The 16,216-nt window shown below is 57.8% G+C and carries 13 protein-coding genes and 2 pseudogenes; 8 read left to right on the top strand and 7 right to left on the bottom strand.

Annotated elements, in window-relative coordinates:
- The first annotated feature begins 46 nt into the window (after positions 1–46).
- The 5 genes and pseudogenes from QFZ34_RS06955 to QFZ34_RS06935 all read left to right on the top strand — a co-directional run bounded on the left by QFZ34_RS06955 (position 47) and on the right by QFZ34_RS06935 (position 7,044).
- A complete protein-coding gene (locus QFZ34_RS06955; protein WP_307278617.1) occupies positions 47–1,924 on the top strand; it encodes an adenylate/guanylate cyclase domain-containing protein in 1,878 nt (625 codons plus the stop codon).
- 343 nt (positions 1,925–2,267) lie between these two features.
- A pseudogene (locus QFZ34_RS06950) lies at positions 2,268–2,432 on the top strand (2Fe-2S iron-sulfur cluster-binding protein); the annotation flags it as partial.
- A gap of 76 nt (positions 2,433–2,508) precedes the next feature.
- Positions 2,509–3,708 (top strand): efflux RND transporter periplasmic adaptor subunit, encoded by a 1,200-nt coding sequence (locus QFZ34_RS06945; protein ID WP_307278615.1) that lies wholly within the window; start codon positions 2,509–2,511, stop codon positions 3,706–3,708.
- Positions 3,709–3,719: 11 nt separating this feature from the next.
- A complete protein-coding gene (locus tag QFZ34_RS06940) occupies positions 3,720–6,881 on the top strand; it encodes an efflux RND transporter permease subunit (RefSeq protein ID WP_307278612.1) in 3,162 nt (1,053 codons plus the stop codon).
- 22 nt (positions 6,882–6,903) lie between these two features.
- Positions 6,904–7,044, top strand: a complete 141-nt coding sequence (locus tag QFZ34_RS06935; RefSeq protein ID WP_307278609.1) for a hypothetical protein — start codon at positions 6,904–6,906, stop codon at positions 7,042–7,044.
- A gap of 640 nt (positions 7,045–7,684) precedes the next feature.
- Here the strand turns inward: QFZ34_RS06935 and QFZ34_RS06930 are convergent.
- Complete coding sequence (locus QFZ34_RS06930) at positions 7,685–8,011, bottom strand: helix-turn-helix domain-containing transcriptional regulator (RefSeq protein ID WP_307278607.1); 327 nt, start codon at positions 8,009–8,011, stop codon at positions 7,685–7,687.
- A gap of 4 nt (positions 8,012–8,015) precedes the next feature.
- Positions 8,016–8,348 (bottom strand): type II toxin-antitoxin system RelE/ParE family toxin, encoded by a 333-nt coding sequence (locus tag QFZ34_RS06925; protein WP_307278604.1) that lies wholly within the window; start codon positions 8,346–8,348, stop codon positions 8,016–8,018.
- 203 nt (positions 8,349–8,551) lie between these two features.
- Between QFZ34_RS06925 and QFZ34_RS06920 the strand changes: the two genes are divergently transcribed.
- A complete protein-coding gene (locus QFZ34_RS06920; RefSeq protein WP_307278602.1) occupies positions 8,552–8,809 on the top strand; it encodes a hypothetical protein in 258 nt (85 codons plus the stop codon).
- A 231-nt stretch (positions 8,810–9,040) separates the two neighbouring features.
- Here the strand turns inward: QFZ34_RS06920 and QFZ34_RS06915 are convergent, their stop codons facing one another.
- A complete protein-coding gene (locus tag QFZ34_RS06915; RefSeq protein WP_307278599.1) occupies positions 9,041–9,271 on the bottom strand; it encodes a helix-turn-helix domain-containing protein in 231 nt (76 codons plus the stop codon).
- A 152-nt stretch (positions 9,272–9,423) separates the two neighbouring features.
- On the opposite strand from QFZ34_RS06915, the gene QFZ34_RS06910 reads away from it, so the two are divergent.
- Positions 9,424–10,551 carry a hypothetical protein gene (locus QFZ34_RS06910; RefSeq protein ID WP_307278596.1) on the top strand — a complete coding sequence of 376 codons (1,128 nt, stop codon included), beginning with the start codon at positions 9,424–9,426 and terminating at the stop codon, positions 10,549–10,551.
- 577 nt (positions 10,552–11,128) lie between these two features.
- On the opposite strand, the gene QFZ34_RS06900 is transcribed toward QFZ34_RS06910, so the two are convergent.
- The 3 genes and pseudogenes from QFZ34_RS06900 to QFZ34_RS06890 all read right to left on the bottom strand — a co-directional run.
- Positions 11,129–12,037, bottom strand: coding sequence for an agmatinase (locus QFZ34_RS06900; RefSeq protein WP_307278593.1), 909 nt, complete (start codon positions 12,035–12,037; stop codon positions 11,129–11,131).
- A 259-nt stretch (positions 12,038–12,296) separates the two neighbouring features.
- Positions 12,297–12,857, bottom strand: coding sequence for an ATP-binding protein (locus QFZ34_RS06895; protein WP_307278591.1), 561 nt, complete (start codon positions 12,855–12,857; stop codon positions 12,297–12,299).
- 521 nt (positions 12,858–13,378) lie between these two features.
- Positions 13,379–13,812 (bottom strand): annotated as a pseudogene (locus QFZ34_RS06890) (DNA helicase); the annotation flags it as partial.
- A gap of 36 nt (positions 13,813–13,848) precedes the next feature.
- On the opposite strand from QFZ34_RS06890, the gene QFZ34_RS06885 reads away from it, so the two are divergent.
- Positions 13,849–14,328: a winged helix-turn-helix transcriptional regulator gene (locus tag QFZ34_RS06885; protein ID WP_307278588.1), complete on the top strand. Its 480-nt coding sequence runs from the start codon at positions 13,849–13,851 to the stop codon at positions 14,326–14,328.
- A 126-nt stretch (positions 14,329–14,454) separates the two neighbouring features.
- On the opposite strand, the gene QFZ34_RS06880 is transcribed toward QFZ34_RS06885, so the two are convergent.
- Positions 14,455–15,399, bottom strand: a complete 945-nt coding sequence (locus QFZ34_RS06880; RefSeq protein ID WP_307278586.1) for an aromatic alcohol reductase — start codon at positions 15,397–15,399, stop codon at positions 14,455–14,457.
- Positions 15,400–16,216: the final 817 nt, after the last annotated feature.

Raw genomic sequence — 16,216 nt, 5'->3', positions numbered from 1 at the left:
TAAGCAGTTCCAGCACGCCCAAGGCCAATCCGTCGGGAGACCAATAATGCAACGCAAGCTCGCGGCAATCATGGCCGCTGATATTGTCGGCTACAGTCTCCTGATGGCTGAAAACGAGACTGCCACTTATGCGGAGTTACGCGCTGTCTTCGACGCTCTGATCGCCCCCACTGTCAACCGCCATGGTGGACGGACTTTCAAAACGACGGGGGACGGATTCCTTACGATGTTCCCGAGCGTGAATGAGGCTGTTGATGCGGCGATTGCAATACAGCAAGGCTTCGACAAAGGGCCTTTCCAGCTGCGCATAGGCATCAACCTCGGCGATGTCATCGAGGACAATGGCGATGTGTATGGGGACGGGGTCAACGTAGCGGCCCGGCTTGAGGCAATGACAGAACCCGGCCACATATTCGTCAGCGGTGCTGTGGTAATGGCGGCGGAGCGCAATCGCGGCGATCTGTTCGCCAAGGTCGGCCGCAGGCGCGCAAAAAACATTCCCGAGCTCCTTAATGTTTACCGCGTGCGTCGCTCGGGCTCCCCATGGACTGCCTGGCCCCGGGTGCCCATGGTCCTGCGGAGTACGGCAGCACGCTGGTCCTATGGTGTGGCCACGATAATGCTCATTCTCATCGGAACCCAGATTGCGCCTCTGCCACTGGCGGCCATGGTCAGCCGAATCCCGGCGGTGCTTTCTCTCGACCAGACCCGAACCCGTGCAGACCCAAGACCCTCCGTTGCCGTTATGCCCTTCGCCACCATGAGCGGCAACGTCGACCACCCCTACTTTGCCGATGGCCTGACGGAAGATGTCACCACCGCTCTCGCCCAGAATCCAGAGCTTCAGGTTATCGCGCGCGACTCGACCTACGCCGTTCGGGGGCAGGATACAGATGTACGTAAGCTCGGGGCAAAGCTCGGCGTTGACTATGTTATCGAAGGCAGCGCGCGCCGCGAAGGAGATCAGCTAAGGGTCTCGGCGCAGCTCATTGATGTAGGCAACGGCGCGCACTTATGGTCGCGCAGCTATGACAGGAAGGTCGCGGACGTCTTCACCGTCCAGAGCGAACTCACCACCGAAATCGTCGCACAACTTGCGCCTTATATTGGCAAGAGCGAAGCAGCGGCGGCGGCGCAGCGGCCGACAGACAATCTGCAGGCGTATGATCTTGTCCTGCAGGCCCGCACCCGTTATCGGCACGGCGCGACTGACCAGAACGCTATCCTAGAAGCCCGTGAGCTTTATCAGCGCGCGCTGGAAATGGATCCGGCCTATGCCGCAGCCCGCGCGGGCCTCGCGCTGACCTATATAGCCGAAGTCGCGCAGCGACCTGGCGGTCAGTCGACCGCGCCCGAACTCGACCTCGGCCTGAGCGAAGCACGGCAGGCCGTGCGCCTTGATCCTAATCTCGGCCTTGGATACCAGGTCATTAGCTTCGGGCTCGCGCTGCAGGCCGACTATTCCGGTGGGCTTCAAGCTGCCCAACGCGCCGTAGACCTGAACCCTAACGATCCCGACAGTATGATGGCCCTTGCCAAGGCTCAGGTTCGTTTTGGGGATTATAGAGATGCCGTCGCCAATGCGGAGCGAGCGCGGCGCCTGCATCCCATGGCACCGGAATACTATGCGTACGTGCACGGTCAGGCACTTTACGCTGACGGCCAGCGCAAAGAGGCCGCTGCAGTCATTGCCGAGTGTCTCGTTAGGGCGCCCCGTGATTCAAACTGCCTTCTTATTCAGGCGGCCGTTCAGGGTGCGGACGGGGATCTGGAGAAAGCGCACGCGACCATGACGAGCCTGATCGCAATTCGTCCGACATTTTCTCTGGAAGCAGAAAGGGCCTATCGCCGTTTTGGCGACAAACCTTTGATGGATGAATTTTTGCAAGACCTGGCGCGGGCCAAAGCGCCGGAAACGGCATGAGAAGAGAGACCATTCTGCGGGGCAGACTGGGGCAACATAGTGTTGGTACCCGTAACGTTCGGCAGTTGAATCAAGCTGACAGGCATACTTAAAACCTCGGGTTCAGTACCATTGGTATTCACAATCCGGGTAGCTCCGCAGCCAATTTGTATTGAAATGTCTCGAAGCACCGTCTCGTGACACTTTGCGACAATTCCGCAGTTCACCGGCACAACTCTGCGACAAGTCTCTTTTAGGCTGCTTGTGCGAATGGTCCTAACCATCCAACCAAAAGCGAGATTGTCATGAAGAAATATCTGATCGCCGTCGTTGCACCAATCGGCGGTGCTCTCTCAGCAGGCACTGCGGCTACTGCCGGAGCGGCCAGGTCATGAGCGCGACAGCATTCCTTAAATCCCTGCCGGAAGGTGCGCAACCGACCGCCGCGGATATCGACATGGATGGCAATATCTGCCGCTGTGGCACCTATGCCCGCATCCGTGCTGGCCTCGCACACGCCGCCCCATAAACTTCGGCTCATTCGCCCTACGAGGCGCCCGCAACTCTGCGGCAGGGTTTCAGTGCCGCGACAATGGAAAACCCTCATGTCCTTTAATCGCAGGTTCATCACCGGCATCGCACTTTCCCTCACAGCGGCACTCGTCGCATCCGGCCTGACCTGGCGCCTCGCCGGTCCGCAATGGGAGGCACGAGCACAGACGCGGCCGCCCGTGCCGCCCACGGTGCTGGTGTCCTCGCCGATCGTGCGTGATGTCGTCGACTGGCGGGAGTTTTCGGGCCGCTTCGAGCCGAGCGCGGCGGTCGACATACGGGCGCGCGTCACAGGTCACCTCGAATCCATTGCCTTCGAAGACGGCGCGATCGTCCAGGCTGGGCAATTGCTGTTCGTCATAGATCCCCGGCCCTACCGCACCGCCCTCGAACAGGAACGCGCCCAGCGGGCCGGCGCGGAAGCACAGGTCGAACTCGCCAGTCTCGAACTGAGGCGGGCGGAGCAACTGGTGAGCAGTAATGCCGTGTCGCAAGCTGCCCTCGACCAGCGCCGCCAGCAGAAGAAGGCCGCCGATGCCGCCCACGCGCTGGCGGAGGCGGCGGTCAGCCGCGCCGAGATAGAGCTCGGCTTTACCGAGGTGCGCGCGCCCTTCGCCGGGCGCGTTTCCAATCGCCGGGTCGATACCGGCGCGCTGGTGGCGAACGGTGCAATGCTGACCACCCTGGTCGCGCTCGACCCGGTGTATTTCGTCTTCGATATCAGCGAGCAGGACCTAATAGCATATCAGGCCGCCGCGCGCAGCGGCGACCTGCCGCTGCTGCACGGACGTCGGATTCCGGTTCAGGCGCGCGGGCAGTCGGACAAGGACTGGCCGCTCGCGGGAACGGTCAACTTCGTCGACAACAGGCTGGAAGCCGGGGCCGGCACCATTCGCGCTCGCGCCCTGCTACCTAATGCAGAGCAGCGCATCATTGCGGGCCAGTTCGGCCGCGTACGCATGCCGTTCTCGGGCAGCAACGCGGCGACAATGGTGCCGGAAACCGCACTGCTGACGGATCAGGCCGACCGCATGGTGCTCACCGTCGCCGCCGATGGCACGGTGCGTTCTTCCAAGGTCGACCTCGGCGCGCGCCAGGCGGACGGCATGCGCATCGTGCGCAGCGGTGTCGGGCCGCAGGACCGCGTCGTGGTCAGCGGCCTACTGCGCGCGCGTCCCGGGCAAAAGGTGACTGCCAAGCCGGCCGAGGGCGAGCCACGCGCGGCGGCCATCGCTGCTTCGACCGGCGATTAAGGAGGGAACCCATGCGCCTCGCTCATTTCTGCATCGACCGGCCGATCTTTACGGGCGTGATGTCGATCCTTATCGTGCTTATCGGGCTGGCGGGCTATGTTACCCTGCCCGTCGCCCAATATCCCGAGATCGCCCCTCCCACCGTCGTAGTGAACGCGCAATATCCCGGAGCGTCGGCCGAGGTGGTCAGCAACACGGTGGCGGCGCCGATCGAGCAGGAGATCAACGGCGTCGAGAACATGCTCTACATGTCCTCGCAGGCAACCGGCGACGGACAGCTTTCCATTACCGTATCTTTCACCCTGGGTACCAACATCGATGACGCGCAGGTGCTGGTGCAGAACCGCGTTGCGGTCGCCGAGCCACGCCTGCCGGAGGACGTGCGCCGGCTGGGCGTCACGGTGCGCAAGACCTCACCGGACCTTTTGATAGGCATTCAGCTCTTCTCGCCGGACGATTCCCGCACGCAGCTCTATCTCGCCAATTACACGACGCTGCAGATTCGCGACGCGCTGTTGCGCGTTCCCGGCGTCGGCGATGTGCGCCTTGCCGCATCGCGCGACTATGCCATGGTAGTCTGGCTGGATCCCGACCGCATCGCGGCGCGCAATCTTACCGCCGGCGAGGTAGTCGCGGCGCTGCGTGCGCAGAATGTCCAGGTCGCCGCCGGCGTGGTCAACCAGCCGCCGACGCCGACCGAGAGCGCCTTCCAACTCAATGTCGAAGCGTTGGGGCGTCTGTCAGAGCCGGCCCAGTTCGAAGACATCATCGTGCGCACCGATGCCGATGGCCGCGTCACCCGCGTACGCGACATCGCCCGGGTCGAGCTGACGGCGCAGACCTATCGCGCCGGCGCCCGCTTCGATGGTCGCCCGTCACAGCCAGTCCTTGTTTACCAACAGCCCGGCTCCAATGCGCTGGAAACAGCTGAGCGCGTGATCGCGGAGATGGGTCGGCTGGGCCAGCGCCTCCCGGCAGGCGTGGCGTATGAAATCCCCTTCAACCCGACGCAATTCATCCAGGAATCGGTTGACGAGGTCTACAAGACGCTCGCCGAGGCGGTCATCCTGGTCGTGGTCGTGGTGTTCCTGTTCCTGCAGAGCTGGCGCGCCGCCTTTATCCCGATTCTGGCGATTCCGATCTCGCTGATCGGCACCTTCGCGGTGATGGCAGCGCTCGGCTATTCGCTTAACAACCTCTCGCTGCTCGGCATGGTGTTGGCGATCGGCATCGTGGTGGACGATGCCATCGTGGTCGTCGAGAACATCGAGCGGCATCTCGCGCGCGGGCTGTCGCCCCGGGATGCCGCGCATGTCTCCATGGACCAGATATCGGGCGCGCTGGTCGCCATTGCGCTGGTGCTGTCCGCCGTCTTCATCCCTGCCGCCCTGGTGTCCGGTATCACCGGACAGTTCTTCCGGCAGTTCGCCGTCACCATCGCCGCCTCGACCATCATATCCGCCTTTGTCTCACTTACCCTCACCCCGGCGCTTAGCGCCCTGCTGCTGAAGCCGCATCAGTCTCATTCCCAGCCGCGACGCGGCCCATTCGGCTGGGTGCAACGCGGGTTCAAGGTGTTCAATGCCGGCTTCGACCGGCTGGCGCGGGGCTATGGCGCGCTGACGTGGCGCGTGCTGCGGCTCGGCACCTTCATTCTGATCCCTTATGCGGGGCTGCTGGCGTTGACAGCCTTCCAGATGGAACGCGTACCGCGCGGTTTCATCCCGGAACTGGACCAGGGCTATTTTATCACCGCAGTTCAGCTGCCTCCCGGTTCTGCACTGTCGCGCACCGAATCAGTGATGGATGATCTGTCGGCCAGGCTGCTGGAGACCGACGGCGTCGCCCATGTTGTCACCATCGCCGGCCTCGACGGCGCGACCTTCACTAATGCGTCTAACAGCGCCATCGGCTTCGTGCTCCTCGATCCGTTCGCGGAACGCGCCGGACGCGGCCTCGGGGTCGACGCCATAATGGCGGCGCTACCGGGGCATCTGGCGGACCTCACCGAGGCGCGCGTCATTCCGATCAAACCACCCTCGGTACGCGGCATGGGCAATGCAGGCGGGTTCAAGATGATGGTGCAGGACCGCAACGGTGCGACGCCGACGGACCTCGAGGCAGTGATTGCGTCGATCATCACCGAGGCAGGCCGCCATCCCGAGCTGGCGCGCGTCTTCACGCCGTTCAACACGTCCACGCCGAAGCTCTATGCCGACATCGACCGGGTGAAGGCCGAAATGCTCGGCGTGCCCTCCAGCCGGGTGTTCGAGGCACTCGAGGTATATCTCGGCTCATCGTATGTGAACGACTTCAACTTCCTCGGCCGCACCTTCCAGGTGCGCGCGCAAGCCGACGGCGCCTTCCGCCAGGACCCTGCGGTGATCGCCAATTTCAAGACCCGCAGCGATTCAGGCGCCATGGTCCCGCTGAGCTCGGTTGCGACCTTCGAGGAGCGCTCGGGCCCCTATCGCGTGCCACGCTACAATCTCGCGGCCGCCGCCGAGGTGCAGGGCACCGCCGCGCCCGGCACGTCGACCGGCACCGCGCTGGATCGCATGGAACAGATTGCGGCGGAACAGCTGCCGGAGGGCTACAGTTTTGAGTGGACCGAACTCGCCTTGCAGGAACGGCTCGCCGGCAACTCGGGGCTGATTGTTTTCGCCGCATCGATCGTGTTCGTGTTCCTGCTGCTCGCCGCGCAATATGAAAGCTGGATGCTACCGCTTTCCGTCATGTTGATCGTGCCGATGTGCCTGCTCGCGGCGATCAGCGGCCTGCTCGTCACATCGATGGACATGAACATACTGGCGCAGATCGGCTTCGTCGTGCTGATCGGCCTCGCGGCGAAGAACGCCATCCTCATCGTCGAATTCGCCCGTCAGCGCGAGGATGAGGGTGCGCTCCCGGCGGAAGCCGCCATTGAGGCGGCGCGGGTTCGGCTGCGGCCGATCATTATGACCTCGCTCGCCTTCATTCTCGGCGTGGTTCCGCTGGTGATCGCCCAGGGAGCTGGCGCCGAACTCCGGCAGGTGCTCGGCATAGCCGTGTTCGCGGGCATGCTCGGCGTCACCTTGTTCGGCCTGATCTTCACCCCGCCATTTTATGTGATGTGTCGGCGGATCAGGTCCAGTCGCGCGGCGCAGCCCAGCGAGGAACGCCCTGCGATTTAAGGCGAGGCGGTGAGGCCTTGACATGTCCGTCGCTATCGAACCTGACCGCGAGCAGGCGTCGGGTGTATATCTCGCCGACCATCATCGTTTCGATCGGGGCCGCATTGTCCAAGTGTGGTCGATCGTCGACAAAGCGGCGATTGAAGCCCGGCTTGAGCAGTGACGGCGGCTGCGCGAGAGCTGCTCTCCGGCCCTCGGCAAGGTCGCTTCGCTTGAGGAAGCTGACTTCCGCGTTAAATGCCTGACGTCTCGCGCGCCTGTTGCTGATCGCAGAAAGAGCCGTGCGACACAGCGATAGTGTAAAGCAGCAGCTACATCTGATCTACCATCGGGATTGCCGCGCCACACCGCACCGTGCCCGGAAATCGACGCTAGCTTTGCCACACCCGGTCCACCTTATCGGAGCGAGCTAGGTTGACCGGCTGCTTACGGCCCGATCTCGGTCATTCACGTTCACTATTTAATGACTGCACTATGGCCCACACTCCTCGTCCTTAAAGAGAATTGAACCAACGACCTACAGATCACTGCTGCGTTCAGACAAGAAAGCTGTTAGGAAACCTTCCTTTGAAAATGCCGATAACAAGCGATTTTCGGGAGTTTTTAATTGTAGCCTGAGGGTCTACAATCCCTATTGAAAGCCTGTAGTGCCTATTTAATGGTGCCCTTGAAAAAGGACAGGGGCTGTGAACACACTGGTGTCCCTCGCGTACCGAATAGTTGGCAAAAATAGGAACGAAGCAACCCAAACCAAAAGTGACAGGTATTCGATACAGATCAATTGATCTGTATCGAATTAAGGTTTAGCCAGCCAAATGCTCAGGCTCAACCTTGAAATGTACTGACTCACGACGATTGAGCTCCCGAAGGACCAACGACAGATTGGTAAGACGCGGATTCCCACGCGGTCCAAACATTCGCATCAAATTCTTTGGATCCATTGCCACAGCTTCGCTGAGTTGGTTAAAGCCGACTGTCGCATTGATGTAATCTCTTATTAGAGCTTTCCCAGAATCGGCATCCCCAGCTGCGAACGCCTCCACAGCTTCACCGAGAAGCGCTGCTCGAAACGCCGGATCGCGTGCTGCGCGCGCTTTCACAGTATCCTTAAAACTTCGAGACAAGACCATGACTTTACTCCTTTGTATTCTTACGGCGCTTGTAGTCGGACCATCGTTGCAGAGATCGAGCAATGTCGGCCTGTTGCCGACTTTTAGTGCCACCACCAAGCAAAATTATGAGCCTTAGTCCGTCGAAGGCGAGGTAAATCCGAATACCAGGGCCCCAATCGATCCGCCACTCCCAGACACCCTCTCCAACAGATTTCAATCCTGAACGGTTGCCGACTTCAAGCCGCACCACAGCTGTGGTGACCTTTGCGGCGTGCGCGGCCGGGAGTTTATCGAACCATTCTTCGAAAGGCCGGAACCCGCGCTCATCTTCGTATACCTCGATCTTCAAACTCATAAAGTATCATATACGACACCTTTAAACGTTACGCAAGAGATGTCTTGCAGCGGCCTATTAACATTTGTGCAAGCCGAGGTTGGCGATATTCTACAAGAACTCGGGTAGGCTTTCGATCCGGCACAGTGCCCGTCAGCATGAGAAGCCGACGAAAAAGGTAGAAGCTGCGCAGCAAGCACAGCAATTCCTTGCCATAAAAATGGATGAGACGACGCGTCTGCCTGACAATCGGCGCAGTCCTGAGCAGAAAAACGGCGATACACAAAGGCAGCAAATCAGAACTCACCGAGTTCCGTGATGTCGAAACTATATCCGAAGGCAGTTTCCATCTGGAACAGGTGGCTGAAAAGCAGCGTCTCGAGCGCCGCCTTATGGATTTGGATGGCCGGCTTCGAAGGGGCCGGGCAACATCGCGCGCGACTGATGATCTTAGGCGGACAATACTTTCCGGCTCACGCTAGATCTGTAGCGCCGCATTCCCATCCTCGACCGGCGAAAGCTCTGAACTATCATAAACAAAGGCTCGAACCTGATCCCGGTGGCTCTGACTCTGCTCCATTGAAACACTGCAAAGCCTTCCCACTGTCCACCTTCGGGCCAACGTACCCACGGCCCTCCAGCTCTCTGCAGCCCAATCGAAAGAGCGTCGACTCCGGACCGGAGTCACTGTTTCGCCAAGCCATCGGTTGATTTCACGAAGCAGGTTTCTTTAAGCGGATGCCAGGACCATCCCCGTTTTCGGAAATAAAAATCACACCGGCATTTTCCAGCACAACGCGGAGATCGTCGATTGTCGACTGCTTGAGTTCCTTGCCTGTTTCAAAGCGGACAATCGTGTTGGTAGACATTTTTGCCAGTTCCGCAAGTTCCGCGATTTTGAGGCCAAGAGCTGCGCGCGCCATCCGGCATTGAACTGGTAACATTATAAAATCGCCTAGATTAGGCGAATTTAGTTGATCCGCCATGTTTTTGTACTAAAGTATGCAGGTCTCGCATCATTTGGAGACGGCCGAGCACGGCGTTGCAACCGCCCTGCTCGACCTGACCGCAACCCTAGCTAGCTGGAGCTCGGATCATGGCTGATTCTGACAATAGCAGAACTTTGCCCGCAATCACCCGTAGAAAAGAAAAACCAGAGCACGGCACGTCAGAAAGCCTGCCGCATAACATCGACCGCCGAAACCTTCTTCCCATCACCGCACGCCTGCTGAGCAGGCTTGTTGCGGAACGCGGGGATCACGGGCGACCGAGTGGCCCCACGCCCGTAAGAAAAATGTGGCCTCGCTGGTATGCGTGCCACCAGCAGCACATGAGGGTCACCCGACTTAGACAAAAGCTTGAAAAGCAGTTACTCGAAGAGTCCGGCGGTCTTCCGATCGTGACGGTGTCGAATGTTGGAATACATGGCGTCACCGAGGTTCACTCCTTTGCCGACATCAATCGAATGGCCCCTCAACTTGATGCCCACCATCTGTCTCGGCTGCGAGCCGAGCTTCGATCGCACCGGAGACGATGGAAGGAAGCGGATCGGCGTTTGGGATACGGCGAGACCGTCGCCCTCGAACAAGAGCTCGCGGAACGGGCCGGGATTGCCGGACGTGTCATGTGGATCACGCCGCCCTCCTCGCTGACCGAAGTCACTGCAAAGCTCCATTGCCTGATCGTTACGCACGACGCCAACCTGAAGCTCAAAGATACACCGTGGCCTGAGCTGCGAACGATGCTGAAGGATCTTATCCGCATTGCCGAGAAGCGCGAGCCGAAACCATGCGATGGATTTGGATATCATGGCAAAGCAGCAGGCGTACGAGGCATTCTAAACTTGGCGACGCAGTATCAGGACGCAACCAGCAAGCTCGGCGAGGGCCTTCCCAAGACCAGCCAGATTCCACTTCGTCTTCTAGCCATCCATGCGATGGAGCTCTATCTGAATGCTTTTTTACTCGCTAAAGGCGTAGACCCCGCAACGATCCGCAATCTTCGGCACGATCTCAGTGCGCGTACGCGTATGGCATCGGACGCTGGCCTTGTCCTGCGCAAGCGGACGGTGGCGCACCTCGCAAGGCTCTCCGAAATCAACGAGTATCACCTCATCAGGTATGCCCCGGAACTCTTGTCCGCGCTGTCACAGTTGAACCGTGTTATGGCAACTCTCGACGAGCTCTCGCGCAAGGTGCAAAAGATGTTGCGGGCATTGTCGTGATATGCATCGCGGGCGCTGGCATTCAATCCACCGGACGCAAAGAGGGCGACGCGGGATTTGGTCCTGGCATGCTCTTCGCTGTTCCTACATGCGGCAGATTACACAACTACTGTCCGATCAGAAATGCCAAATATATGGATGTAGCGCCATGGTTGTGCAGGCCAAATCTCAAACGCAGGGCTTTTTCACGCGGGATGCGACACAGTCACTTCGTTCCAAACGTTTATGGCTGCATTACAGAGTTAGCAATGTTCATTTGGCGGTTTGATGTTTGTGGTCAAGAAGAAAGAGATTAAAAACGGGACCAAGACAAGAAACAAAACGCTGGCATTGCGCCGGTGACTTGAACCGGATCATGCCACGCTTCCGCCGGAAAGCAGAAAAACAGCCAATCCGCGATTTGTTACAACCATCATTTACCTCCGGGCAACTCGAGCGGATTGGTTCGGTACCTACCCTGGACGGTGGTGCGATGAAAAATCAACCGTTTAAGAGGGCTGTTGCAACCGGCCGCGCCAATCGCCGCTGGTCGACGCCTTGGCGCTGGGTGAAACGCATTCAAGCCGATCGTCATGGGTCAGACCTGCCGAACGATCGTGCCAATCGCGTTAACAAGAAGGCGCGCGGCGGTCAGGGCTGACAGGCCGTCGATATCGGCTGGAGCATATAATTCTACCAAGTCAAATCCTGCGATCCTGGCCCGCTTCCCAACGCCCGCGATAAGGTCGATCACCTGAGTATAGGTAAGCCCGCCAGGACTGCGGGCCATCACGCCCGGCATGATACTCGGATCGAGGCCATCACAGTCAAGAGTGACGACGACCCGTGCTCCTTCCGGAATATGCCCAAGAGCCGCTTCGACGCCCTGGGTGTGAACTTCACGGGCCGTCACGATACGACTGCCATAGTGCCGGGCAGCCTCAATTTCTGTGACGCGGGCGCTACCGACGCCGCGCATGCCAACCTGCACCATGCCGGCCACATGGGCCATCTCGCTCACCCGGCGCATAGGGTTCGAATAGCCGTAGCGCTCGCCATCTACCTCTTCGCGCCAGTCGATATGGGCGTCGATCTGCAACACCCAAACAGGCCCGTGATCTGCGAAGCCCGCGATAAAGGGAATGGGCACGGAATCGTCCCCGCCGAGCATAATCGGCACAGCCGGCAATGCCAGAACCTCGCGCGTCTTCGCCTCTATCCGAGCCCGGTTGCCGGCATTGTCATGACGGGTGGTCGGAATGTCGCCGGCGTCGATGCAGCAGACCTGCTTGCCCTCGAAAAGTGGGCCGTCAAGATCAAAATCCCAGTGCTCGAACAGTCCGGCATCGTCCTGACTGGCGGCTCGGATTACGTCGGCAGCCAAGGCATGGGCACTACTGTCCTTGCCGGGATAAGTACTGCCGTGGCCGGCTCCAAAGATCACCACACGCGGCAGGCCATCGGAGAGGCGATCGGGAAGGCCGAGGAAGGAAGGCGACGCAGTCATTCGTGATAGCCCTTTTGCTCAAGTTATGTCTCAGGAGACTTACCAGTTTGCAACCGAGTCATGCGACTCCAAACTCCTGATCATCGCGAATTGCGATCAAGTGATAGCCGCGAGCCTTCCGGTTCAAGGCAGTCTGTCTGCTTGTATCGCAATGCGCGATGTCTATGCGGGTGCTGTCCCGAGCCGGATGTGACAAATTCGCTTGACCGCGCCAACGCTTTCTATGACTTTGCTGAAATCGATCAGTGTGCCGTCCATGTCAAGTGCTCTTGCTCCCACATTGGCTCTCCCAATTCAACACAAGCGCCACCAGAGCCTGCGGGATTTGCGTTCCGTCGAGACGCAACACAGGGGCAGTTTGCTGTTTTAACCAAGTCTCATGTCGAGCCAGGTTTCGTCCCGGAAAGTCCGGCTTGTCATATTGAGCGGCCCAAGCAGCGAATGCGGTATGAATTTCATACATATCGCCCGTGGGCAATATCCTGTCTCCGTATCGCTCCCATTCCCGCGCTACGAGCCTTTCCATCCGTATTGGGGTTGGAGTGTAGATGAACACGATCAGATCAACGTCCTCGATAAGAGAATCTCCCCAACCGTCGAACGATCCCGACAGCACCCAGCCGCCCTCGCCCAACGCCTCACGTATCAGGCGAACGCGGTCCGCAGGCGGGCGCTTCGTTGTAAACGGCGGGTCGGTCGGAAACCAATAAAACTCGTCGCAATCTACATGTCGCACCCCCGAATATGACGCGAGGGAGCGGCCGAGCGTCGTTACACCGGAACACGATGCGCCAGTTATGTAGATCGAAGGTTTCACCATCTCCGTCATCCCCATCTTTCTACCGTCCCAGCATCGCGCAAGCGTTCGCAATTCTCCCCGATTTTTGCGAAGACTTTAGCGACTTATACCTGCAGCGTAACCGATGATCGGAATCTGGCCAATTCGGAATTCATCACGCTGATCGAGAACGGACGATTCGAACACACGACCGATAATCAGCTGTGAAAATTTGCCGAGTATTGCCCTGATTTTCAGCATTTGTTCAAACTTGGTGGTTGTCAGAAACTCTTCCTTTGAAAATGCCGATAATAGACTAATTTAGGGCATTTTTAATTGTAGCCTGAAGGTCTACAATTCCTATTGAAAGCCTTTTGTATCGTGTCTATTCAATGGTCGCCCTGAAAAGATAGCTGTGAACATACTGGTCGTCCCCCGCGTACCGAATAGTTGTATGGTTGGCGAATATAGGAACGAAGCGAAGAGCACCAACGGCGACGTTGCGCCATTCCGGATATTTAGCAGGAGGAGTGCCGCGACCTTGATGGGGTCGCGGCTGGCGATTAAGCGACGTCTTGGAGCTGTATCTCTCCGTTGTGAAGAAAGCATGCCTTTCTGAAAACGCTGAGATCGAGGAAATTTGGTAAGCGAATGTCAATGTCAGGAAGCCGTTTGCCTTTCCTTCGAACGACCTGTCTATCTGCGAAATGAACCCGAATATGACGCCGGTCGTGTGTGCAAAGTCGCTCAGGGTCTGGAGTTGTTCGGAAAGCAATGGTTTAGTTCGCTGCTGGTCGAGCAGTTGAAGATAATCGATGACGGCAACTGTACCCGGTTCCAGTCCAGACATGTTCCCGATGATGTAGTCAGCGCTGATTTGATCAGATGTGAAGATTTGAATGCCATCGACAATGCTGCCTCCATCCGCCTCCAGCGATTTGAGGTGCTTCCGCGCCTGTTGTTCCGTAAACTCCAAGGTAAACATCAAGGCACTACGATAAGGTGTGATTGCAATACCACACAATATACCGGGATGGCTGTTAAAACGAAACGAAGGACATACCCAGAGGCAAAAGTAATGACCAGAGAAGAAATCCTTAGCTACTCTCAAGCAGTTTGCGATGGGCTTCGCGAGGATGAAGATGGGGTGAGACGTGAAGTTCTGACCCACGCAGGAAATAGGTGGTCGCTTGGCGTCATTCACACCCTGGGCGTTTACGGCAAGCTTCGGCACGCAGATATTGGAAGACGAATGCATGGCGTCACCCAACGGATGCTAACTCGCACTCTGCGCCAACTCGAAAGAGATGGCCTCGTCACGCGCTACGATCTTGTAGAGATGCCGCCGCGGGTAGAATACGAACTAACAGAATTGGGAATGGGTCTTCTCGTTCGTATGATTCCGCTGTGGACATGGGTCGTCGAAAACTCGGAGGAGTTTCGAAAGTCCCGCGAGGGCTTTGATTCCCGTCTGCCAGAAAAGCCGTCCTGGCAAACGCCTCGGAAATCCTGACACAGACGCCGTCGCTCCGTGATTGCCATAGAAATTGGTACGCCCCTGCTGAAGATGGAGTTTCTGACAAAGCTTGACGGGGGAAAGCGAGATTATAGCGCTCCCCCATCGCACCTTTAAGCCCCGTTACTTGGCCGTCAGGTTCGCGTTGATCCAGTGGGAAACATCAGTAACCTTGACGCCTTCACGCACGTTGAAAGTGTCGGCCTTGTCCCATGCCATGCCTCGCCCGATACCAAAGGCCGCTCGGTACTTGCGCATCATATTTTGGGGATCGTTTGCCAGTTCTTCCATAAGGACCGGAACAGTCCATTCGGACCGGCTGAAGGGGCGGTTTAATCCCGTCTCCAGCTTGTCCGCAAGCTTGCCATAGGTGACGGTATCGCCCCCCAGGAAGACGATCTCGTTGCTGATGGTTGGCTCGTAAAAGACGACCTCAGCAGTGAGCACGCCGATGTCGTCAGGTGTCGTCAATGTAACGGCTGTATCAAAGCTGCCGAGGGCTTTGACCGCGCTCTTTTCCAGATCGACGACACCGAACTCCGGCTCGAACAGATAGCTCATGAACATGCCGGTGGAGATAATGACCCATTCGGTCTTGTCCTGCGAGCGTAAGAGTTCACGGACATCAAGCTGCGCGTCGAAAATGTCCTGTGGACCACCACGACCGATTGCTTCGAAATCGACACCGAACTGCCACGGGAAATAGCGCGGAATTCCTGACTGCAAAGCGGCCCTTGCCAGCTTCATCGGGGTGTTGATCCCAGCCGCATAACCCGTGCAGCCAATTACGGTGTCATACTGCGAGAACAGAGATGCCAACTCGTCAACCGAGCTCTTCACCAAATCGCACGCGACAATCTCAATCCCCAAATCGCGAATTTCAGCGATGTCGCGCTGCTTGGCTGGTGAGTCAGACTCTACGGCGCTGGCGCGCAACAAGACACTTATCGTTGCACCGTCAATGTCCTTTGCGCGACCGGCCAGATTGCGCAGGACCGGCATGCCGAGTTCTCCAGCGCCCAGCACGAGGATATTCCGGGACTTCACGTTGGAAGCTGTTTGATTCATAGTTTTCAATCCTTCAAAAATTCAATGTCGCCACTACTTGGCAAGGTGCGAGCACGAAGAAAAGAAGGCACACGGATGATACTGCAGCAAAACTGAGGGCGGGCAAAGACGAAACGGATCGGCGGATGTGATGTCCGCTGTTGGCGCATTCAAGCGATCAAACTCACGGTGGCAGTTATCGGAACAGCCTGTCGCGCTTAGTTAATGTGATAGGGAAACACCGCTTTCGCCGAACCGGCAAAGCCGTTCCCAACAAAGTTCAACTGAGAGTTGCTGACTTATCGCGAAGCCTAGAGTTCTCGTTCAAGGATAACGTCACTTTGGAGCATCTACTGAATGATTGTGGGCCAGACTTCAGACGTTATTTATCGTTTCTGATGCCATCACTGGTGCGGCTCCGTGGTCACAGCTCTATCGGGCAATCGAATTCGTAACGACATGAAGCGCTGTTTCGTCGGCCGCGACCTACGGATTACTGCTGCGTACAAGCAGGGAAGTTGTCAGCAACCCTTCCTTTGAAAATGCCGATAATAGACCAGTTTTGACCGATTTCGATTGTAGCGCAGATGTATACAATACCCATTAGCACGCTAACTCGCGAGTGAGACAGTGGGTGCCGAGGGATACATAATAGGGCGAGAAGCCAGTTATGTAGTTATACCAAGAGCTTACTTCCATAACCTTACATTACATGATCTTTATGTGTAGCCGGGGCACATTCTATTTAAAATGCAATTAGTGCTGGAAAAGCTGGCTTGTATTGAGGATCAAGTGTGGTGAGTACAGATGAACTGCTGGAACACGAGCGGACTCGCAT

The sequence above is a fragment of the Phyllobacterium ifriqiyense genome, from assembly GCF_030817885.1.
In the GTDB taxonomy this organism is placed as follows: Bacteria; Pseudomonadota; Alphaproteobacteria; order Rhizobiales; family Rhizobiaceae; genus Phyllobacterium; species Phyllobacterium ifriqiyense.
This window is presented reverse-complemented; position numbering and strand designations above follow the sequence as displayed.

Bases quoted from the DNA above. Each gene is read 5' to 3' on its own strand.
- QFZ34_RS06955 (WP_307278617.1), top strand. From the start codon at position 47: ATGCAACGCAAGCTCGCGGCAATCATGGCCGCTGATATTGTCGGCTAC.
- QFZ34_RS06945 (WP_307278615.1), top strand. From the start codon at position 2,509: ATGTCCTTTAATCGCAGGTTCATCACCGGCATCGCACTTTCCCTCACA.
- QFZ34_RS06940 (WP_307278612.1), top strand. From the start codon at position 3,720: ATGCGCCTCGCTCATTTCTGCATCGACCGGCCGATCTTTACGGGCGTG.
- QFZ34_RS06935 (WP_307278609.1), top strand. From the start codon at position 6,904: ATGTCCGTCGCTATCGAACCTGACCGCGAGCAGGCGTCGGGTGTATAT.
- QFZ34_RS06930 (WP_307278607.1), bottom strand. From the start codon at position 8,011: ATGGTCTTGTCTCGAAGTTTTAAGGATACTGTGAAAGCGCGCGCAGCA.
- QFZ34_RS06925 (WP_307278604.1), bottom strand. From the start codon at position 8,348: ATGAGTTTGAAGATCGAGGTATACGAAGATGAGCGCGGGTTCCGGCCT.
- QFZ34_RS06920 (WP_307278602.1), top strand. From the start codon at position 8,552: ATGAGACGACGCGTCTGCCTGACAATCGGCGCAGTCCTGAGCAGAAAA.
- QFZ34_RS06915 (WP_307278599.1), bottom strand. From the start codon at position 9,271: ATGTTACCAGTTCAATGCCGGATGGCGCGCGCAGCTCTTGGCCTCAAA.
- QFZ34_RS06910 (WP_307278596.1), top strand. From the start codon at position 9,424: ATGGCTGATTCTGACAATAGCAGAACTTTGCCCGCAATCACCCGTAGA.
- QFZ34_RS06900 (WP_307278593.1), bottom strand. From the start codon at position 12,037: ATGACTGCGTCGCCTTCCTTCCTCGGCCTTCCCGATCGCCTCTCCGAT.
- QFZ34_RS06895 (WP_307278591.1), bottom strand. From the start codon at position 12,857: ATGGTGAAACCTTCGATCTACATAACTGGCGCATCGTGTTCCGGTGTA.
- QFZ34_RS06885 (WP_307278588.1), top strand. From the start codon at position 13,849: ATGGCTGTTAAAACGAAACGAAGGACATACCCAGAGGCAAAAGTAATG.
- QFZ34_RS06880 (WP_307278586.1), bottom strand. From the start codon at position 15,399: ATGAATCAAACAGCTTCCAACGTGAAGTCCCGGAATATCCTCGTGCTG.